Annotated in this window: 20 protein-coding genes; 10 read left to right on the top strand and 10 right to left on the bottom strand. The window is 62.3% G+C overall.

What is annotated here, in order from left to right:
• Positions 1–44 precede the first annotated feature (44 nt).
• Complete coding sequence (locus ASU23_RS18580) at positions 45–749, top strand: SDR family oxidoreductase (protein ID WP_058038452.1); 705 nt, start codon at positions 45–47, stop codon at positions 747–749.
• A 50-nt stretch (positions 750–799) separates the two neighbouring features.
• Here ASU23_RS18580 and ASU23_RS18575 read toward each other — a convergent pair whose 3' ends face one another.
• Both ASU23_RS18575 and ASU23_RS18570 read right to left on the bottom strand, forming a co-directional pair.
• Positions 800–1168 (bottom strand): hypothetical protein, encoded by a 369-nt coding sequence (locus ASU23_RS18575; RefSeq protein WP_058038451.1) that lies wholly within the window; start codon positions 1166–1168, stop codon positions 800–802.
• A 25-nt stretch (positions 1169–1193) separates the two neighbouring features.
• Positions 1194–2540 (bottom strand): APC family permease, encoded by a 1347-nt coding sequence (locus ASU23_RS18570; protein ID WP_172827074.1) that lies wholly within the window; start codon positions 2538–2540, stop codon positions 1194–1196.
• Positions 2541–2686: 146 nt separating this feature from the next.
• On the opposite strand from ASU23_RS18570, the gene ASU23_RS18565 reads away from it, so the two are divergent.
• Both ASU23_RS18565 and ASU23_RS18560 read left to right on the top strand, forming a co-directional pair.
• Positions 2687–3358: a DNA alkylation repair protein gene (locus ASU23_RS18565; RefSeq protein WP_253741393.1), complete on the top strand. Its 672-nt coding sequence runs from the start codon at positions 2687–2689 to the stop codon at positions 3356–3358.
• Between the two features lie 162 nt (positions 3359–3520).
• A complete protein-coding gene (locus ASU23_RS18560; RefSeq protein ID WP_058038450.1) occupies positions 3521–4573 on the top strand; it encodes an ABC transporter substrate-binding protein in 1053 nt (350 codons plus the stop codon).
• An 8-nt stretch (positions 4574–4581) separates the two neighbouring features.
• On the opposite strand, the gene ASU23_RS18555 is transcribed toward ASU23_RS18560, so the two are convergent.
• Complete coding sequence (locus ASU23_RS18555) at positions 4582–5526, bottom strand: GlxA family transcriptional regulator (protein WP_047889416.1); 945 nt, start codon at positions 5524–5526, stop codon at positions 4582–4584.
• Positions 5527–5731: 205 nt separating this feature from the next.
• Between ASU23_RS18555 and ASU23_RS18550 the strand changes: the two genes are divergently transcribed.
• The 4 genes from ASU23_RS18550 (at position 5732) to ASU23_RS18535 (ending at position 8707) form a co-directional block, all read left to right on the top strand.
• On the top strand, positions 5732–6406 hold the full coding sequence (locus ASU23_RS18550; RefSeq protein ID WP_058038449.1) for a DJ-1/PfpI family protein: 675 nt from the start codon (positions 5732–5734) through the stop codon (positions 6404–6406).
• A 34-nt stretch (positions 6407–6440) separates the two neighbouring features.
• Positions 6441–6911, top strand: coding sequence for a DUF2269 family protein (locus ASU23_RS18545; RefSeq protein WP_003943264.1), 471 nt, complete (start codon positions 6441–6443; stop codon positions 6909–6911).
• An 82-nt stretch (positions 6912–6993) separates the two neighbouring features.
• Positions 6994–7659 (top strand): HEAT repeat domain-containing protein, encoded by a 666-nt coding sequence (locus ASU23_RS18540; protein WP_172827070.1) that lies wholly within the window; start codon positions 6994–6996, stop codon positions 7657–7659.
• Between the two features lie 13 nt (positions 7660–7672).
• Complete coding sequence (locus tag ASU23_RS18535; RefSeq protein WP_058038448.1) at positions 7673–8707, top strand: HEAT repeat domain-containing protein; 1035 nt, start codon at positions 7673–7675, stop codon at positions 8705–8707.
• A 44-nt stretch (positions 8708–8751) separates the two neighbouring features.
• Here ASU23_RS18535 and ASU23_RS33470 read toward each other — a convergent pair whose 3' ends face one another.
• Positions 8752–9123 (bottom strand): SdpI family protein, encoded by a 372-nt coding sequence (locus ASU23_RS33470; RefSeq protein ID WP_172827069.1) that lies wholly within the window; start codon positions 9121–9123, stop codon positions 8752–8754.
• Positions 9124–9297: 174 nt separating this feature from the next.
• Positions 9298–9639: a VOC family protein gene (locus ASU23_RS18525; protein ID WP_198402560.1), complete on the bottom strand. Its 342-nt coding sequence runs from the start codon at positions 9637–9639 to the stop codon at positions 9298–9300.
• A 123-nt stretch (positions 9640–9762) separates the two neighbouring features.
• Here ASU23_RS18525 and ASU23_RS18520 point away from each other — a divergent pair, with 123 nt between their 5' ends.
• Both ASU23_RS18520 and ASU23_RS18515 read left to right on the top strand, forming a co-directional pair.
• Positions 9763–10257 (top strand): hypothetical protein, encoded by a 495-nt coding sequence (locus ASU23_RS18520; RefSeq protein WP_058038446.1) that lies wholly within the window; start codon positions 9763–9765, stop codon positions 10255–10257.
• Positions 10258–10390: 133 nt separating this feature from the next.
• Entirely contained in the window at positions 10391–10885 is a 495-nt protein-coding gene (locus ASU23_RS18515; RefSeq protein ID WP_058038445.1) for a DinB family protein, read from the top strand.
• Positions 10886–11067: 182 nt separating this feature from the next.
• Here ASU23_RS18515 and ASU23_RS18510 read toward each other — a convergent pair whose 3' ends face one another.
• Together ASU23_RS18510 and ASU23_RS18505 are read right to left on the bottom strand one after the other, a co-directional pair.
• Entirely contained in the window at positions 11068–11325 is a 258-nt protein-coding gene (locus tag ASU23_RS18510; protein ID WP_058038444.1) for a hypothetical protein, read from the bottom strand.
• Between the two features lie 123 nt (positions 11326–11448).
• On the bottom strand, positions 11449–13017 hold the full coding sequence (locus ASU23_RS18505; protein ID WP_058038443.1) for a M28 family peptidase: 1569 nt from the start codon (positions 13015–13017) through the stop codon (positions 11449–11451).
• 940 nt (positions 13018–13957) lie between these two features.
• Between ASU23_RS18505 and ASU23_RS18500 the strand changes: the two genes are divergently transcribed.
• A complete protein-coding gene (locus ASU23_RS18500) occupies positions 13958–14623 on the top strand; it encodes a TetR/AcrR family transcriptional regulator (protein WP_054782007.1) in 666 nt (221 codons plus the stop codon).
• Positions 14624–15345: 722 nt separating this feature from the next.
• On the opposite strand, the gene dmpG is transcribed toward ASU23_RS18500, so the two are convergent.
• Genes dmpG through ASU23_RS18485 form a run of 3 tightly spaced genes read right to left on the bottom strand, consistent with a single transcriptional unit; the run spans position 15346 to position 18139 of the window.
• On the bottom strand, positions 15346–16374 hold the full coding sequence (gene dmpG / locus ASU23_RS18495; protein ID WP_020909650.1) for a 4-hydroxy-2-oxovalerate aldolase: 1029 nt from the start codon (positions 16372–16374) through the stop codon (positions 15346–15348).
• A complete protein-coding gene (locus ASU23_RS18490; RefSeq protein WP_054825055.1) occupies positions 16371–17315 on the bottom strand; it encodes an acetaldehyde dehydrogenase (acetylating) in 945 nt (314 codons plus the stop codon). The genes dmpG and ASU23_RS18490 overlap by 4 nt, the downstream gene beginning before the upstream one ends.
• The gene (locus ASU23_RS18485) at positions 17312–18139 is read right to left on the bottom strand and encodes a 2-keto-4-pentenoate hydratase (protein ID WP_058038442.1); all 828 of its coding nucleotides are present in this window, start codon (positions 18137–18139) and stop codon (positions 17312–17314) included. The genes ASU23_RS18490 and ASU23_RS18485 overlap by 4 nt, the downstream gene beginning before the upstream one ends.
• Positions 18140–18156: the final 17 nt, after the last annotated feature.

Genomic DNA, 18156 nt, shown 5'->3' with positions numbered 1-18156 from the left:
CTGGATCGATAGGATCGGTTCGAGCGACGACGAAGGGTGTAATTGTGGCGAGGGCGGTTGTTGTCGGTGCGAGCCGAGGTCTTGGTCGTGCTTTGATCGAGGGTCTGAGAAGCGATGGCGACGAAGTTCTCGGCATATCGCGTCGGCGTCCTGACGGGTTCGACGTCTCCGAGTGGATCGAAGCCGACCTGACCGATCCTGTTACGGAAGCGAATTCGATCGATCAGGAGCTTGTCGGTGGTGTAGATACCCTGATCTGCAACGTCGGAATTTGGGAAGGGGATGCCTTCACTTCCGATTATGCGTTCACAGATCAATCCGATGTCGAAATGCTCGAAATGATCAACGCCAACATCACGGCCACAATTCTCCTGCTCAAGCGCCTGATCCCGAGAATGATCGGCCGTCCTCGACCTCGGATCATCTTGACCGGGTCCACCTCGGGACTCCCGCGAAGCGGTAGGCCGGAGGTTGCGTTCGGTGCATCGAAGTTCGCGATCAACGGCATTGCCGACGCGTTGAGAGAGGGCTACCGGAAGGACAGACTCGCAGTGACTGTCCTTCATCTCGGATATCTCAATACAGAAGACGGACTCGACGTGCCCCGAGACGTCGCTGCCGCCAGGGGAGAGGGATCTCTGGTCCCGGTACATGACGTTGTGGATACGGTGCGCTCGATCTCGAGTTTGTCGTCTTCGACGTCAGTGCGGGAAGTAGTCCTCACTGCGATCGACGATCCGCGATTCTGATTTGCGGCTGTCGACTCAATCTGGTTGCTGAACAGACGTATTCAGAGAATCTAAACCCCGATCAAGAAGTAAGCTCCGGTCAGATACGTCAGGGTGAGGCCCGCCAAGGCCCACGCCATGTACGGCCGAATGTAGAGGCGCCGCAGGCGGTGCAATCGCAGGGAGGCTCGCAAGAACGCGCCCACGGTCCCGAGCAGCAACATCAGGCTCGGGACGAAGACCGCCAGTCGGCGATCCTTCTGTGAGCACAGCAAGGTGTCGGTACCGAAGCATTCGCCCCGCCGGGAGCCCAACCACACGATCGCGATAACCAAAACCGCGGTAGCCAGAACGACTGACAAGCCGTACGTCAGGGTTCGCCTGTTGATCTTTCGCTCTCGACGCTGAATTACATCTGACGCGTCAGAACTGTCGGTCATCACACCGGCTCCTGTACATCGCACCTCACTTCGTGGATCGGCGGTGGGAGAGGGCGTACAGCACTACTCCGACGGCCAAGAGTAATGATGCGCGTAACCACGTCGCAGCGCTCTGCTGGGTGAGCAACGCAACGCACGTACCGAGAGCGAGGATCGGGAAGATGATCGGCGTTCGGAAGTGTTTGTGTTGCACTGCGTCACGGCGCAGAACCAGGACGGCGATGTTGGTGCTGATGAATACGAAAAGCAGCAGGAGTACCACCGTCTCCGCCAGGGCTGACAGCGATCCGGTGACGCAGAGAGCCATGGCAACTGCTGTGGTCGCGATAATCGCCACCCAGGGGGTCCGTCGCTGCGGCAGTACCCGAGCGAAGACGCTCGGGAGCAAGCCTTCCGATGCCATCCCGTATGTCAGCCTGCTCGCCATGATCATTGTCAGCAGTGCGCCGTTGGCGACGGCGACCAACGCGATCAGGCTGAACAGGCGAGGCGGAACGCCGACGTCGGCAGCTGACACAACTTCCAGCAGTGGCCCGGAGGATGCGGCAAGTTCGTCGGCGGGCAGGACCACCGAGACAGCCAGGCCGACAAGGACATAGGCGGCGCCGGCTGTCAGTAATGCTCCGAACAGTGCGCGTGGGTAGACCTTGCTCACGGTCTTCACTTCTTCGGCGACGTTCGCGGACGTTTCGAAGCCGACAAAAGAGTAGTACGCGAGGAGTGCCGCAGCCAGCACCGCGAGTGCAGGCGATCGGCTGTCGTCGAACTCCACGACGCGGCTCAGGGTTCCGTCGCCGCGCCCGAGAACTATGCAAGCGAGGACGACAACGAGGACGAGCCCGGTGACCTCCACGACTGTCATGACGACGTTGGCGCGCATCGACTCCTTGATGCCTCTGGCATTGAGAAGTCCCACCAGGAGCAGGAAGACGAGCGCCGCTGGAACGGTTGGGACGTCGATGAAGGCTTTGAGATAGTCGCCCGAGAATGCGAGGGCGAGTCCCGCCGCACTGGTTACGCCGGCCGCCAGCATCGAGAAGCCGACAAGGAACGAGATCAGTGGTTTCCGATACGCCCGTTGGGCGAATACTGCTGCACCGCCCGCCCGCGGATATTTGGTGACCAGTTCGGCATACGACGTTGCTGTCAGCAATGCCATGACGAGCGCTACGAGCAGTGGTACCCAGACGGCTCCACCAACTTCACCGGCGATGACGCCCACCAATGCGTAGATGCCGGCACCCAGAACGTCTCCGAGGATGAACACGAAAAGGAGTGGGCCGGTTATGGCCCGAGTGAGAACGCTCTTACCGCCGTCTTCATCTCCGCGTGCGGTTTCGTCCACGTTCTCAGCACCCGCGGCGCGTCGCATATGCAAGGTTCGTCCTGTCTTCATGGTGACGTGCCGCCACCTCAGGAGCAGACATGTACCCAGTGGTCGAAGTTTCAAACGTGGGTCGCTCGCCTTCTCGCGCTTTGCTTGTAGGTGAATCGCAGAAGTAGTGACTGGAGGACGACGTGGCTGAAACGACGGTTGCCGCGGTGATGGACGAGCTGGCTGCGCTCGAGGATCCGAAGGCGCGCGCGGTGAACAAGAAACACGGTGACGATCACGGTGTGAACCTCACAAAACTGCGCGCTGTTGCGAAGCGATTGAAGACTCAGCAGGAACTCGCACAACAGCTTTGGGCGACGGGCGATACCGCGGCGCGATTGTTGGCCCTTTTGATCTGCCGCCCGAAGGCGTTCGAGCGTGACGAGTTGGATGTCATGTTGCGAGAGGCCCGCACTCCCAAGGTGCAGGACTGGCTCGTCAATTACGTGGTGAAGAAGAACCCGCATGCCGAGGAGTTGCGGGTGGCCTGGACCGCTGACCCTGATCCTGTGGTCGCTAGCGCCGGGTGGGCTCTGACTACCGAGCGCGTAGCGAAGAAGCCTGAGGGACTTGATCTTTCAGGATCGCTCGACGTCATCGAGGCGGAGATGAAGGATGCTCCTGATCGCCTGCAATGGGCGATGAATCACTGCCTGGCTCAGATCGGGATCGAACATGCCGAGTACCGCGCCCGGGCAATCGAGATCGGTGAGCGACTGCGGGTGCTCGAGGATTACCCGACTCCACCGAACTGCACCTCGCCGTTTGCGCCCATCTGGATCGCGGAGATGGTGCGACGACAGAGGGCAAAGTAGAGCGCACGACAACTGAGGATAGGGTTACCTTCGTGCTACGTTAGGCGCCGTCACCCGCTCGGGGTGTCTGAGCAGGTCGATCGACCGGGAGGTCCTGGCGTGGCGAGAATTTTGGGACGAGGGCTGTCAGAGCGACGAAGTGGTGGCAGCCGTGTCCGCCGGATGGTAGCCGTCGTGGCGGCGTGCGGGCTGGCGGCCGGAATGGCGGCCTGCAGCAGCAACGGCGACAAAGACAGCACCGACGACAAAGACAGCACCCGGACTTCATCCGCAGTCGACGCCGCGTTCCCGGTGACGATCACGTCGGCCCTCGGCACGGCCGAGATCAAGGAGGAGCCCAGGCGGGTCGCAACCTGGGGATGGTCCAATCAGGACGCCCTCCTGGCGCTCGGTGTCGTCCCGGTCGCGATGCCCACTTTCTCCGGACCTCAGTACGGGGCCGACGCGCAGGGCATTCTGAAGTGGGACGCCGAGGCACTCGACAAGCTCGGTGGCGAGCAGCCGATCTTGTTGTCGGGTGACGGAACGGGCGAAGCACCTGTCGAGCAGTTCGCCAGGGCTGAACCAGATCTCATCTTCGCCCCGTACTCCGGGCTCACTCAGCAGGAATTCGACGCACTGTCGAAGATCGCGCCGGTGGTTTCCTTCCAGGACGAGCCGTGGACCGCGTCGTGGCAGGACCAGGTGACCATCGCTGGTCAGGCGCTGGGTAAACAGGCCGAGGCCGGCACGCTCATCGACAAGACCAACGCCGCGATCAGCGCGACGGCTGCGAAGAACCCTGCGTTGCAAGGTAAGACCGTCACCATCGGACTCCCGAACAGTCCGAGCACCTTCGCGGTGAGTAAGAACGCCGACGTGCGTGTCGAGTTCCTCGAGCAGCTGGGTCTGAAGAACGAGCCGACGATCCAGCAGGCCGATCCCGCCAAGGATCCCGAGGCCGTGTACTTCGAGCTGAGCACCGAGCAGGCGCCGCTGATTGCGTCTGACGTGCTGTTCGTGGTGGCCTACGAGAAGGACTCTCTGAACGCGTTCCTCGCCGAGCCACTGGTGGCAGCTCAGCCGGTGATCGTCGATGGGCGTACGGCATCCACCAAGGACTTCAGCGTCGACAAGAACTTCGCGTTCGGCGGACTGACGGTCCTGACCATCCCGTACATCCTCGACGACGTCGCCACAGTTCTGAACACCGCTGCCGGCAACGTCAAGGGCTGACCGGCCCGCTAGCGGGAAGTTCGAAACTGTGTCCGGTATCGCTGTGGACTGGTGCCGACCAAGTCTCGGAAGCGTTCGCGGAACGTGGTGACGGCATTGAATCCGACTTGTCCCGCAACACGTTCGATGGAGTGGTCGGTGGTCTCGAGCAGAAATTGCGCTTGACGGAGCCGCGCGTGATGGAGCCACTGCAACGGCGTCGTACCGATTTGTTCCTGGAAGCGGCGGTTGAGCGTGCGAGTGCTCATCGTTGCCTTGGCCGCGATTGTCGTGATGTCGAGTTGCTCCCCGAGGTTCTCTTCCATCCAGTTCAGTAGTGGTCGAAGGGTTGTTCCGCTGGGTACGGGAGGCTCGTGAACGATGAATTGTGCTTGCCCTCCGGCACGTTCGAGCGGCATCACACTCAGCCGCGCCGTGTCGGCGGCGACCGCGGACCCGTAGTCCTGACGAACCATGTACAGACACAGGTCGAGTGCGGCCGCGGCGCCGGCGGAAGTCAGGACGTGCCCGTTGTCTACGTAGAGAACGGCAGCGTCGACGTCGATAGCCGGGTGCCGGCGGGCCAACTCCGACGCAGCCGCCCAGTGCGTCGTCGCGCGAAGTCCGTCGAGCAGGCCTGTGTCGGCGAGGGTGAATGCGCCGACGCACAGTGAGGCGATGCGCGTGCCGCGATCCGCGGCAGTTCTGAGGGCTTCGATGATCTCGGGGTCGATCGGCACGTCGAGATCGGCGGTGCCCGGGATGATGATCGTGCTTGCCTGGGCGAGGCGTGAGAGTCCGTGCGGTACTCGCATCGTGAACGTTCCGGTCTCCACCTCCTCGGTGAGCGCGCACACGGAGGTCCGGTACGCCGGTGCACCCGAGGGGAGCCTGCATCGTCCGAAGACTTCGAGGGGTGCCGCCAGGTCCATCGGCACCACCCCGGGCAACGCGAGAACTGCAACGTCATGCATGTCTGAAACGTAGCGTATGTCACGCGAGATTCGGTGATCTCGTGTCTTGAAATATCCTCTCAACTGGTATTTCGCAGAATATGTGAGGTTGGCTGAAATCCGTCGAAGGTTGGCTTTCAGCCGTCGCCATAGAGGTCAACTTCCTCCTACTGTCGTGGGAACAGCGACGTGCACAGGAGCGCGTCGCACAAAATCGGAGGTTGCAGTGCACGCGCAGATCGTGTTGTTCGACGGATTCGATCCCATGGATGTCGTGGGTCCGTACGAGGTGCTCTACGCCGGGGGTCTCGCCAGCGGTGGGGCGTTGAGTGTCGAACTCGTCAGTGCGGAGGGGCCTGGGACCGTCCTGAGCGGAAGTGGTGAACTCGCTATGACCGCCACTGCAACCCTCGATGTCGAACACGCGGATCTGATTATCGTTCCCGGAGCATCGGGTCTCTTTGAACCCGATGCGGACCAGCCGGGCACCAGTTTGCCGGAAAGACTCGCGGCCACAACGGAAACCGAACTGCCTGTCATGATGCGGCGTGCACTTGACGATCCTGGTGTTCTTGTTGCGACCGTCTGTGGAGGATCTTTGGCGCTGGCGATGGCGGGGCTTCTCGAAGGGCGCCGCGCCGTGACGCACCATCTTGCCGTGGACGCACTGGCGGCCGGCGGCGTTATTCCGATCCAGGCGCGAATCGTCGACGACGGTGACCTGATCACCGCCGGCGGTGTGACATCCGGTCTCGACCTTGGCCTGTACCTGTTGGAACGATGCCTCGGGCCCCGGATAAGTCTCGAGGTCGAAGCGCTCTTCGACTACGAGCGTCGTGGAACGGTGTGGTCGGCCAATGGCGCCGAGCCTGTAATCACCTTCGCCCCGGACGCTGCGTGAATACGCTTGTGCGTACCGAAACGCGAGAAATCCCATGACCGGAATCCTGCTGTCCCTCCACGTGATTGCGGCCATTCTTGCCATCGGCCCCGTCGCGGTGGCGGCGAGTATGTTCCCGGTGGCGAGCCGCGCCGCGCTCGCCGATCCGGACAGCGCCAGTGTTGCGACGACGGGCATGCTGCATCGCATCGTTCGGGTGTATGCCACGATCGGCGTTGTCGTTCCGATGCTCGGTGTCGCCACCGCCGTCAATCTCGGAGTGCTCGGTGACCTGTGGATCCTCACCTCGATCGCACTCACCGTCGTTGCCGCCGTGATACTCACCGCGGTCGTGCTTCCCGCCCAACGGCTGACAATGGCGGCGATCGAAGGAACCGGGTCCGTTGTGGATGTCGCAACGCGGCTCACCCGTCGACTGGGCACAGCGACGGGGATCTTCAATCTGCTCTGGGTCGTTGTCGTCGTGCTGATGATCTTTCGGCCAGGATCGACCACCGGCGTGTGATCCGAGGCGATATTTCCCGTGTCGGAGACAGCGACGCTTGACCTTGACACAGTGACAAGGACTCCAATGGTCGACGAAGGAGGTGGTTGTCGTGAACACAACCAACCATGGTGGGCAGAATGCTCACCTCGTCGACGCATTGGCCGCGGCTGATCCCTCGGTTCGGCTGCGTGCCGCGCTCGCTGTCGGCACGCGCCCGGACCCTGAGCTGACGGATGCCCTGATCGATCGGTGCGCCGTCGAGCCGGACTTCTTCGTCCGCGACATGCTGACCTGGGCATTGTGCCGCTTGCCGGCCGAAATTACGGTGCCGAGGCTGATCCGTGAGCTCGGGTCCGATGGTTCGCAAGCCCGCAGTCAGGCGCTCCACACCTTGTCCAAGATCGGCGATCCGATCGCGTGGCCCGAGGTCTCTGCGCTGGTGCACGACCAGGACGACGAGGTCGCGCGCAGTGCGTGGCGCGCCGCAGTGGCACTCGTGCCGGCAGGAGTCGAGGGTGCACTCGCAGCGGATCTGGCGACCGAACTCGGGCGGGGTGAACTGCAGATGCAGCTCAGTCTGAGCCGTGCTTTGACCGGGCTCGGCGAGGCTGTACTCCCGGTGCTCGACGCGGCCGGTATGAGCCCGAATCCGCGTGTCCGGGCGCATGCTGATGCTACAAAGCAACTCTGGCACGACCCCGACGGTGGGTTCGCTCTCTCACACGAGTTGGCGAAGCGCGTCGCGGCAATCGGCCCGGACGCGTAGGAAGGGCAGACGGATGTTGATCGGCGAGGTGTCGCGGCGTTGTGGTGTCAGCACACGGATGCTGCGTCACTACGACACGTTGGGACTGGTGAAGCCGACGGGCCGCACGTCCGGCGGTTACCGCGAGTACTCCGCCGACGACATCCGTCGACTCTTCCACGTCGAGAGCCTGAGGACGTTGGGGCTTTCGCTGAACGAGGCCAAGCGTGCACTGGACGAACCCGACTTCGCGCCGGCCGATTTGGTGGGTGAACTCATGCAACACACTCGGCAACGGATCGCGGCGGAGGAGGAATTGCTGACCAAACTCGAAAGGGTCGATGCCAGCGCCCCTTCGGAGTGGGACGACGTCCTGCGCATGGTCTCGCTGTTGCGTGCACTCGAATCCGAGTTCGCTGCTCATCGTCAGCAAGCGATCCTGTCGCAGGAGCTGAATGCGGCGTTGCCCGTCGACGCACTCGTCGAGGCCATCCTGTCGGAGAAGGATGCCAACGTGGCCGGAGCGTTACAGTGGGCGTTGGCGAGGACCGAAGGTGCGGGCCTTGCAGGTCTCACGAAGGGGCTCGAATCGGAGGACGTCGAGGTTCGACGCCGCGCGACGTCGGCCATCTCCGGGATCCACACCGAGGAAGCAACTCGGGCGCTGAAGCGAGCTCTCGATGATTCGGACGCGATAGTCCGCGCTGATGCCGCTCTCACCCTCGGATCTCGCGGAGAGGCCGTCTCGATGCCCGCTCTCCTCGAGATGGTCGCCGACGGGCGACGCGACGTCGAGGCCGGCGAGGTGCTCGGTCTTCTCGCGGAGCACTCACCGACAAGCGGTGAGGTCGTCGATGCCGTGCAGGCAAGGCTCGACGGCACTGACAACGCCCCGACGAGGTTGCGAATCACGCAGGCACTCGCTGAGATTCCCGGCGCGGCGGCCCGGGAAGCGCTTGCCCGGCTGACACGCGACGACGACAAGACGGTCGCGTCCACGGCAGCGGCGATCCTCGCGATGCGGGACCGTGGACCACGCCGACGCGAACGACCGCGTATCGGGAACTGAAATCGGAGAACTAGGGCACCTCTGAAAAATGCGGGCCCGGGTGGTCAGCGCCGCAACGATTTTGCCGCGGCGTTGCCCTTCAACGCTGCACAGAGCAGGACAAGGAGCACCGCTAGAAACACGACTGTTGAGGCGACAGCCGACACCACAGATCCGAAACCTGTCACGACACCGATGGCGACCTGCATGCACAGTCCCACTACGGCTGTCCACACCGTCCGGCGTAGAAGGGGCCACGCAATCCGATGGGCCAATTGCCACGCCTCGGGGCTCGAGATCGTTGCCTTCGTTCGTATGCCGACAACGGGATTCGGTTCATCACCGACCAGTCGCGGCATGAGCCCAGCAACGAAGGCGAGGATAAGCGTCGACGACGACAGCGAGGCCGTCAGACCCAGTAAGTCAGGCGATCCCACCCGTCCAGCCCCCCTGTCGGCAGATTTGACACAGCGGACATTCCAGTCTGGGTTGCCGCTGGGACACACCCGACCGTATGCGAACGAATGCATGTACGGCTGTGCGGGTGACGCACTTTCAAGCTTTGCCGAATGAGCAGTGGACTCGATCTCGGACTGGTTGTCGGACAGACCCTAATGCGGATCACCCACGCAGAAAAGGTTTCCCGCCGGATCCGCCAACACGTCCCAAATTGATCCGCCCGACTCATGGCGCTCGATGTGGGCTGCTCCTGCCGCGACAAACGTCGCGACGACCTCGTCCCGCGGAGGATCCTGCGGTTCGAGGTCGAAGTCGAGGTGAACCGTATTCCTTTGGCTGCGAGCCTGATCGATCCGTTGGAAACCGAGAGTGAGTGGGAGATCCGGGGCCGTCACCGTCAGGAAATCTTCGTCACCATCGGTACTCGCCTCGCCGAATCGCTCCGACCACCAGGTGGCAAGTGATCGGGCATCCGTTGCATCGAACGTAACCATGGCCAATCGCACCATCACACACCACAACCTCTTTACACGTGACTGCCTTTCGATCGATCTTAGGCAAAGCCCTGCAGCTGCTGCGCACCCGCTGCGGAGTGATCGGCGGATAGGGTTTCTTGCGTGGTAGATCAACGGCGAAAGAGTTTGCGACGCAGGTACCTGAGCCTCGGCCTCGGCGAACTGGCGGCCGCGGCCGTATTTGCCGCTGTGGCTGTCGGCGTCGTGATGCCTCGGCTCGAAGGTCCGAAAGACTCCGCTGCGTTGTGGTCGGCGCTGGCCCCACTGCTTGTGATACTCGTACAAGCAGGTGTCTACTGGCTGCTTGCGCGAGGCTGGGTCGAGCAGGCACCGATGCCGGTCCGCCTCGCAGCGCTCTACCGCGTGTTTCGGGTCCTCGATGTTCTCTTGTTGGCGATAGCTCTTCTCGGCGTTGTCATCTGGCTACCAGATCACTCCGGCGCGGCTGTGGGAGTCGTGGCGGTGTGGGCTTTCGGCGTCGCCGAGTACGCCAATTATTTCGTGGCTCGTCTCGCCTATCCGCTGCGGCGGTGGCCTTTCGAGGTCGGCAAGTTGCGGAGGCCCCAACTTGTGCACGACCTGCATTCGGCGCGGTGATACCGGCGATGAAGCCGGCCCTTGCCGCAACAGCAAAATTTGATGCGGGATCGGAGTGAATTCGGAAGGATCGGTTCTGCCCACCCAGGAATGAAGCCTCTATGTCGTTCTTCACCGAGGAAGGAGAACCACCATGGCAGCGTCGCGTCGCAGCCGCCGTGATGCCCCACCGCCCCGGGCCGGAAACAGCGAGGTCGATACGCCACGCGCGTTTCTCGACTACTTGCGTGATTCGATCGCTGCCAAGGTCGAGGGTGCTCCGGAACCTCAGGTGTGCACCACAATTGTTCCGTCGGGGACAACCTTGCTCGGGCTGGTCAATCACTTGATCTTTGTCGAACGATCGATGTTTCTCGCAGAAAACGTGACGGATTGGAAAGCGACGTTTCAGCCGTCATCGGAAGACAGCGTGGACGGTGTCGTCAGTCGCTATCGCGAGACGGTCGAGCGTGCCAACGCAGTTCTCGACGGATGCACAGATCTTGCCGCGCCCATCCCGCGACCGGGGGCGAAACGACCCGCTCCCAGTGTCCGCTGGGCGCTCGTGCACATGATCGAAGAGACCGGACGCCATGCCGGCCACGCTGACATCCTCCGCGAACTGATCGACGGTTCGACCGGCCGGTGACGCTGTAACAAGGAATAGAGTTCCCGGTGAAGACGATAGGTCTCGCCGAAGTTGAATCTGTCTGAAGCAGAGGGTAATTGGTTTCACATCGAGAGTGACCAGCCTCTCTGGTCGCACGCGTCGACGTTGCCGCTGGGACTCAAGGCTATGGACGCCAATCCTGGAAACGAAGCACCGACCGACTACTCGCCGCAGCGGTAGAGTGTGACGACGACCACGTGGCATTCCTCGGCAGATGGGACGGTTGCTTCGATCAGCGAGGCCGGCTGCGACAGGAACTGGGTGACGACGAGGTAGCCGGGCGCGGCATGGATCTTTACTCCGTCGAACTCGGCGGTTTCGGCCACCGCCGACGCGGTAACGAACCGACCGATGATTTCGAGGATCTCCAGTTCGGTCAGGGCACGGGGCGCGACATTGCCGGAGACCCTCGCCCGCAATCGCTCTGGCCGCGACGGGCTTCGTCCAGCTGAGCCGATGAGATTGCCGAACAGGGTGATTGATCTGCATCCACGGCGCGGTGTCGGCTCAGTGTCATAGCCCGTCGAGGTTCTTGATTCGTCTCAGCAACATCCACGCACTGCGCCTCGAACAGGTGTCGAGTTGCCGTCACCGCCGACGGGTTGAGCGTTTCGGATCAGATCACTATCGACAGTGTGCAGCGCGTCTACAACGTCTCTCAGGACGAGGGTCATTTGCCGAAGTGAGGCCGGAGGGATCCGGTCGATCGTGTCTTCGATCGTGTGATACCGCGAATGCGCTGTCGTTATGTCAAAGCTCGGGACGAAATCGGGGACTCGCGCCAGAGATGACTTGATCGGGAGCGGAATGGGCGGGACGACTCCATTCTGAACGCACTCCTGAAGTACGAGGTTCAGCAACACAGGATTGAAAGAGCCGAGTACGCCCCTGATCTCGTCCAGCCCGGTGGGGATATCGACCGAGGACTGGGTCACACGAATGGTGCCCGCGGCGGCGAGGTGGTCAAGCCATGCGAACGTGATCACGCGCGGCAGCATGTCCTCTAGATGGGTTTGCATAAAGTGCGTGAGGTCGAAGTCCCCGCAGTCGTGACCTCCTGCCGCGAGAAACACCAATGTTCTCGGACGCTCGCTCCTGGCTTTCGCTGCGTAATGACGCATCAGCGCCAACATGCCCGCAACACCGGTGCCGTTATCCATTGCGCCGCCGTAGGTGCTGTCGTAATGCGCGCCAATGAGAACAATTTCGTCACTGACCCCGGGAAGTACACCCACGACGTCTTCCATGACTGCGCGCAGCTCGTGAGTTCCAGGGCCCAACGATCCCCCGGTAACGGAGCGGGTTCCACCGAAGGGGGGATTCTCGGTCCGAATCTCGAGCGACATGGTCACCGGTCCGCCACCGAGAGCGGTGCGGATTGCGTTGAAGTCATCCGATCCCAGGACAAGCCCTGGGATCGACGCTTCCGTTCTCTGCCGAAAGGTGTTCTTGTCGATACCTTTTCCGTGCGTCAGCCGCGTCAGATTGTTCGGAGCATCGGCAGTTCTGATGTAGCCGACGGCGCCGTGGGCGACGGCTGACTCGTATGCATCGAGCATTCCATCGGTGTTCATCACATTGATCAGATATACGGATTCGACCATTGCGATCTTGCCTCTGACGTCGACACGGTCGAAGTCGCGCGCAGTTCCGGCACCGACGTGGACAACCTCGGCCTCGACCTGTCCTGCACTGGTGTACCAGATCGGGTACGAGTTCGTTTCCCACGGCAACGCCGGGGCAGGGGACGCCGCATTGGTTACCTTCGCGTGCCACACGCTCGGGTAGTACACATCGAAATCCCATTCCTCGGTGTGGGTCTGGAGCCCGGATTGCTCGAATGACTCGCGCACCCATCGCGCCGCGTCGCGAACTGCGGGAGATCCCGGACGACGCCAGCCAAAGGACGTCATCGTCTCTACGTCACTCATCAGGGCGTTCTCAGAGAACACGTCGCCGGGCGAGGTGCCTGGAGTTGATGCTTTGGGAATCAGATCGGCCGCAGCCGAATTATGCGTGGCCAATGGCAGTCCGATACCGGCGGCTGCCGCCCCAGCCATCTGCATCATGCGGCGGCGACTGAGTGCTTTGCTATGTGTTTCGTCGTTCATCTTGGGGTCCTTACTATCTCGGGTTGACGATCGCTACTGAGTCCGCGTGACGGTCAAGGCTGGTCCCCTGCATCTCCAGCGCTGGGAGTCCTGCGAGCTCGAGCTGTCACGATGACCCCGTGTCCTGTACGTAGACGCGGACTCGGGGTAGGCCACGACACGCGCGAACGAACCCGACGAACTGGACGACAGCACTGCGCCTGACGTGGCGAGGCACGTGTCGGCGAGTGTGGCGGCGGTCGCGAGAGTCGGTATCGCACGGTCAAGGATCATGGGGTCTCCGGCTTTCGAGCTATAAAAGTTACGTGCGATTCTTTTATACAGTGTCGGGGTGGCCTGTGTCACTATCGGATGGCAGTGGAGTCGACGCCGAACAGGCGGCGAGGTGGAAATCCGATATCAAAGTTCGTTCGACTTCACGAGGAGTAAACCTCGATCAAGGGTGCTGCATCGGACCCAACGCAGAATGCCCCCTTCGGGATCGTCGAGAATATCCGAGGCCACCAGCTAATGGCGCATACGTCACGCACGTGGCGGTGCAACACAAACGTAGGCAGCACTCAGGATGCGTCAATTCTATCCTGAATTTGTTGCGCCATAATGTGTTCCGAACTCCTGGCGGCTAGGTAACCCAGCGTGATCGACGTAACTGTGTGGCCGGACTCCATCGCCACACTCAGCATGAGTTCACAGATGCGCGTGACAAAATTCCGGCACTAAGCCTGACATCATCAACTCGATCAGGGTGATGTCGTCAACCTAGGAACCTTCCCCTCAAAGATCTGAACTGGCTGTTTCACCAATCGTTGCGCTGACGTGAACGAGCACGTCAGTACGCACGGTGTGCCTGGCATCCGGTCATCCCTCATCGTTTTCCCTCATCCTTCATTGGCTACTCTCACTGGATCGGTTCGTGTCTGCGGCAGGGGAAGGTGTGGTCTTGACTTCGAGAATCACGGAGGGTGTCTTCTTCAGTGCTCCGGCGGACCTGCCTCGAGGCAGGCACGAGTTGAGTAGGGACAAGGTCCTTTCCGCTCAGCGTGAGCGGCTCATGATCGCGACAACTGAGTTGATGGCGGAGTCCGGATATCAGGGCGTGGCAGTCCGTCGGATAGCCAAGCGCGCGAAGGTCTCACCCGCGGCCTTCTACGAATGTTTCCCCGACAAAGATGCGTGCGTGTTCGCTGCCTACGGTCGGTTCATCGAAGTATTGCTCAACCGCATTCGTGATGTCCTGCCGACCGCATCCTTCGCCTGGGATCATCGAACCATCGCAGTGGTGGTCGACGGTTACTTGAGTGCTTTGAATGCAGATCCTGTGGTGGCGAGGGCATTCCAGGTGGAGATGGACACTGTTGGGCGACGCGCACGTGTACAACGCCGAGCGGCGCTGGTGGGCATGGCGCAGGCATTGAAGTCAGAGCGCGAGCGCTCTCCCGGTAACCCGCGCGCACCCCTCAGTGCATATGTGGGCGCGGTATACGCAATCCGACAGCTCGCGTCCGATGCACTGGACGAACCTGAAGAAGGATCGGTTACCGATCTGTCAGCGGAGGCCGGCGTGTGGATCGCTGCAATGCTCTCCTCTGCGCAGGATGGAACGTGACCTGGGCGTTGGGCGCGGAGTAATCGATTAGGCGGTTGATCGCCTGAGCAAGCTCTGTCTGGTCGACAGATTGCGGCAGCTGCAAGTCGAGTGCCGCAATCGGGCGTCGTATCTGGTGACATAACGGCCCACTGCGAGCCGCGCCGCATTCACCGCATGTACCCAACGTCGCTGCATGTTGACCAAATCGGAGGAATTCAAAGCCTTCTGGCCCGGTGGCACGAGAACCGCGACAGTCGACGCGATCATCCGAATCGCCGGGTACGCCCCTGTCTGAACTAACTCACAGAAGGCGGAGCACTTGCCGGTAGCGTCCATCCTCAACCCTGGAAGTACTTGTCCACCACACACCGCGCACTTGGGTATGTGGACCGGAATGCCGACGAAGCCTACCGTCCGCGTCCCAACGAGCAGTGGGGCGCGATGAACGTTGAGCGGACCTCCCCGTGCTCGGAAACTGAATCCGTACCGAATTCCTCGCGGTAGACGGATCTTACTCGGATGACGAGTCTCTCTGAATTCGACTGCAGCGGAAAAGGTTCAGTTCCGGCAGTCGGAGGCGCGGTGGGAAGGGCCCGATCAACTGTTCGAGTACTCTGCCGGCGGGTTCAGGCTGATCGCGCGTATGACAGCGAGGCGAAATGTTCTCAGCGGAACTGAGAAGTCCCGCCCCCGTCCGGAGACGGGAGCGGGACTCGGGTGTCAGCGAACTCGGCAGCGCGTCAGACTGCTTCCTTTGTCGCCTGCGCTGCGAGGGTGAGCGCGATGTCGACGATCATGTCCTCCTGACCACCCACCAGACGGCGGCGTCCAGCTTCGAGCAGCAGTGTGCGAACGTCGATTCCGTAGCGCTCCGACGCAGCTTCGGCGTGGCGCAGGAAGCTCGAGTACACGCCGGCGTAGCCGAGAGTGAGGGTTTCGCGATCGACGCGGACCGGCCGGTCCTGCAGCGGTCGGACGATGTCGTCGGCGGCATCCTGCAGGGCGAACAGGTCGCAGCCGTGCTCCCACTCCTCGATGTTGGCGACGGCGATGAAGGCCTCGAGGGGGCAGTTGCCGGCACCGGCGCCGTGACCGGCAAGCGAAGCATCGACGCGGGTGACGCCGTTCTGCACTGCAACAACGGAATTGGCAACCGAGAGCGAGAGATTCTCATGGGCGTGGATACCGATTTCGGTGCCCTCGTCGAGGATGTCGCGGTATGCACGAACACGATCCGCGACGTCGTTCATCACCAGACGTCCACCCGAGTCGGTGACGTAGACGCAGTGCGCGCCATACGATTCCATCAACTTGGCCTGCTTGGCCAGTTCCTCGGCAGGCGCCATGTGGCTCATCATCAGGAAGCCCGAGACGTCCATGCCGATCTCGCGGGCGGTTTCGATGTGCTGCGCGGAGACGTCGGCCTCGGTGCAGTGCGTGGCAACGCGAACCGAGCGAACACCGAGGTCGTAAGCATGCTTGAGTTCACTGATCGTGCCGACACCCGGAAGCAGCAGCGTGGTGAGACGAGCGTGCTCGAGTACCTCGGCCGCTGCTTCGATCCATTCCCAGTCGGTGTTCGAGCCGGGGCCGTAGTTGAGCGAGCCGCCGGCGAGGCCGTCACCGTGTGCTACTTCGATCGCGTCGACGCCGGCAGCGTCGAGAGCTGTGACGATCCGCTTGACGTCGGTGGGCGAAATGCGGTGGCGGACAGCGTGCATGCCGTCACGAAGGGTGACGTCCTGGACGAAGATCTTGCGGTTGCTCACTTGGTTGCTTCCTTCTGCTGGGCGATGCGCTCCGCGATCTGCATTCCGGCGGACGTCATGATGTCGAGATTGCCGGCGTACGCAGGCAGGTAGTGTGCCGCGCCCTCGACCTCGAGGAACACCGACACCTGGTGGGTGGGGCGATTGCCGTCGACGAGCAACGTCTCGACGGGCTGGTCGGCCGGGATCTCGGTGATCTGGACTTCCTGCTTGAGCCGGTAGCCGGGGACATACGCGGAGACGTCGCCGACCATCTTCTCGATCGACTGACGGATCTCGTCGTGAACAGCCGGGTCCGGTGCGTCGACGAGGCAGAAGACCGTGTCGCGCATGATGAGCGGCGGCTCAGCGGGGTTGAGGATGATGATGGCCTTGCCGCGACGAGCGCCGCCGACTGCCACGATCGCCTCGGACGTGGTCTCGGTGAACTCGTCGATGTTGGCGCGCGTTCCGGGACCGGCCGACTTGGAGGCGATGGACGCGACGATCTCCGCATACGCCACCGGGACGACCCGAGAAACAGCGGCAACCATCGGGATGGTGGCCTGGCCGCCACACGTCACCATGTTGACGTTGGGTGCGTCCAAGTGCTCGTCCGCGTTGACAGCCGGTACGACGTACGGTCCGATCGCGGCAGGCGTCAGGTCGATCATGCGCTTGCCGAGGGGAGCCAGCCGCGCGTTGTTGGCCACGTGAGCCTTTGCCGAGGTGGCGTCGAAGACGATCTCGATCTCGTCGAAGTTCGGCAGACCGACAAGGCCTTCGACGCCTTCTGCCGTGATTGGCACGTTCAGACGCGCGGCGCGAGCGAGGCCGTCGGACGCGGGGTCGATACCGACCATCGCGCCCATCTCCAGATGGTCGGAGTTGCGCAGCACCTTGATCATCAGATCCGTGCCGATGTTGCCCGATCCGATGATCGCGACCTTGACCTTGCTCATGCGTTGTCCTCTTCGCTGGAGAAACTGGTGGTGACGGAACCGAGCCCGGAGACGGTCACGGTGACTACGTTGCCTGCGGTGACCGGTGCCATGGGGCCAAGAGCGCCGGACAGGATCACCTGCCCTGCGGTCAGCGGCTGCCCCAACTCACGTGCAGTGCGGGCGAGCCAGACGACGGCTTCGATCGGATCGCCCAGGCAGGCGGTTCCGACGCCGGTGGACACCTCGGTGCCGTCGACGGACATCGACATGACGACGCCGGCGGGTTCCACCTCGTCGAGGGTGCGTCGTTCGGTTCCCAGGACGTACACGCCCGAGGACGCATTGTCGGCGACGGTGTCACCGAACTTGATGTCCCACGACTCGATGCGGCTGTCGCAGATCTCGATCGCGGCGACGGCGTAGTCGATCGCACCGCGCACCTGCGCACTGTCCAGCGGTCCGTCCACGAGGTCGGCACCGAGTACGAAGGCAACTTCCGCTTCGACCTTGGGCTGGATCAAACGGCTCATGGGGATGGCGCCGTCGGCGGGGAACTCCATGTCGGCGTACAGCACGCCGAGGTCGGGCTGGTCGACACCGAGCTGCTGCTGGACTGCCACCGAGGTCAGGCCGATCTTGCGGCCTACGACCACGGCCCCTGCCTGCCGACGGATTTCGTCGACGCGGCGCTGGACGGCGTAGGCGGCGACGAGGTCGTCGGCGCCGATCAGATCGCGCACGGGCGCGCAGGGAGTGCCGCTCGCGATGGCGGCTGCGAGGCGGTCCGCAGCAGCTGCGATGTCGGTCTCGCTAGCTGTACTGGTATTCGTGGGCTGGCTCATGGCCACTACTTTCGCCG

It is taken from the genome of Rhodococcus sp. KB6 (assembly GCF_001445685.1).
Lineage (GTDB): Bacteria > Actinomycetota > Actinomycetes > Mycobacteriales > Mycobacteriaceae > Rhodococcus_F > Rhodococcus_F qingshengii.
Note: the sequence above shows the minus strand (reverse complement) of the source record. Positions and strands in the feature narration are given on the sequence as shown.